The following is a 1820-nucleotide window of genomic DNA, read 5'->3' as shown; positions in this document are numbered from 1 at the left end:
TAACCGGACCGGCGCGGACACCATGGTCATGGGCCGGCCCGATTCTCCCAACGCGACACAGAAGCCGCTTTCCCGCACCTGCCCGATGGCATCCGCGGAACGACGGCGAACGTGCTTCCATGTCTCGGTCGTGTCGGACGAGCGGTGAAGCTCGGCGCTCTTGAACAGAAAATCACGCTCGGCGTCCGGAAGGCTGGCGAGCAAGGCCCAGCCCGCCGCGGATGAAGCAAGTCCCGATCTCGATCCGATTTCCAGCTGGAGCGCGGCGGGGATCGAGTTCGTGCAGCAACCGTCGATCACGACCAGGTCCAAACGGTTGCGAACGCTCAGTTGCACGTGTACCTGATGGCGATCGGCAAACAGGCGCATCCGGTCATGCGCCGCTTCGCGGATTTCGATGTCTGCCGCCGCGCGGTATCCCAAGGCGAGCGCCGAAGGATTGAGACAGAAACGTCTGCTGCTCGAATCGCAGCGCAGATAGCCCAGCGCGATCAGCGTGCGAGTCAGACGTGTCACCGTAGAGGCGGGAAGCCCGGCGCGCACGGCGAGTTCACGGTTGCACAGCCAACGATCCGCTGGCGTGAAAGATGAAAGGATGGCCAATGCGCGGGCAAATGGCGTCACCACAGGGCGCGATTGCCCAGAGGGCTGCGAACTCGAACTACCAGAGATTGAGCATGAATGTTGCATAACGTTGCCCGCTACAAAACCGGCTCGTCAAACTAACATTCATTAGAATGCAAGTGGCCTTCGAAGTCGATTGGGGTTAACCTGATCCAGCCGGCTGTCGCTCACGAGCAGTGAGGGCATCGGTTTGGATCGATCAGCAGATTGCCGATCCGCGCTCCCGCCAGGCTGCCTAACCAAGCCAGCGTGCATCGGGCCACCGGCCGCTCTCGAATGTGGACTTGACGCAGTCCAGCAGCACCCCGACGACGCAGCGCACGGGCGCCGTGGCTTGTCGGCTGGCGGGCGCTGCCAGCACGATGGTTCGCTTGAGCGCAGGGGAGATCAGCGGGGCCGCGCTGAGGGTTCGCCGCGCGACCTCCTGCGTGACACCCACCGCCGGAAGGATGGTCCAGCCGTGTCCTTGTGCAACCAGTTCCTTCTGAACGCTCAGCGCATTGGTTTCGGCGAACACCTGCAGTGTCACGCCAGCCTCGGTCGCGGCGTGCTCGATTACGGCACGCAAACCCTGTGGCGCGGCGGGGAGGATGAAGGGCTCGCGTGCAACGCGCGCGAGCGTGAGCGGTCGCTTGCGGGACAGCATCGCCGAGGGCGCCCCCACTGCCCAGAGACTTTCCTCGAGCAGCGGCTTTACGTGCAGCGCGGAGGTTTCCTTCTGCCCATAGAGCAAGGCGGCATCCACATCGCCGGCCTGGAGCCAGTCCTGAAGGTGCCCCGCATAACCGATGGTCAGTCGCAGACGGATGTGCGGGTAACGCTTCGCCACTTCGCCTGCCAACAGCGTGGCCAGAACGTCCGACGTGCTGGCCAGCAGGCCGATACTGACGATGCCCGAAACCGGCCCCTCGACAGGCTGAATTTCTGCCTTGGCGCGCGCGACTTCGTCGAGGATGCGGCGCGCGTATTCGAGCATGGTTTTGCCCGAAGCCGTGAGCTGCATGCCATGGCGGCTGCGGTCGAAGAACTCCGTGCCCATGTCCTCTTCGAGCAGTCGCAGTTGCCGGGATACCGCGGGCTGCACGAGGTTGAGAAGGGTGGACGCCCGGGTTACGTTGCCGGTTTCGGCCACGGTGACGAAGGCGCGCAGTTGCTTGAGATCCATCACACATACCTCGATGCCGAAAAATGATGGT

Annotated in this window: 2 protein-coding genes; both read right to left on the bottom strand. The window is 63.5% G+C overall.

Annotated elements, in window-relative coordinates; genetic code table 11:
* Window positions 1-624, bottom strand: a 624-nt coding sequence (locus U4Y90_RS35890; RefSeq protein ID WP_321801876.1) for an IclR family transcriptional regulator, incomplete at its 3' end; no start/stop codon positions are given.
* 235 nt (window positions 625-859) lie between these two features.
* Window positions 860-1789, bottom strand: a complete 930-nt coding sequence (locus U4Y90_RS35885) for a LysR substrate-binding domain-containing protein (protein WP_321801878.1) — start codon at window positions 1787-1789, stop codon at window positions 860-862.
* Window positions 1790-1820 lie beyond the last annotated feature (31 nt).

It is taken from the genome of Caballeronia sp. J97 (assembly GCF_905220305.1).
GTDB lineage: Bacteria > Pseudomonadota > Gammaproteobacteria > Burkholderiales > Burkholderiaceae > Caballeronia.
This window is presented reverse-complemented; position numbering and strand designations above follow the sequence as displayed.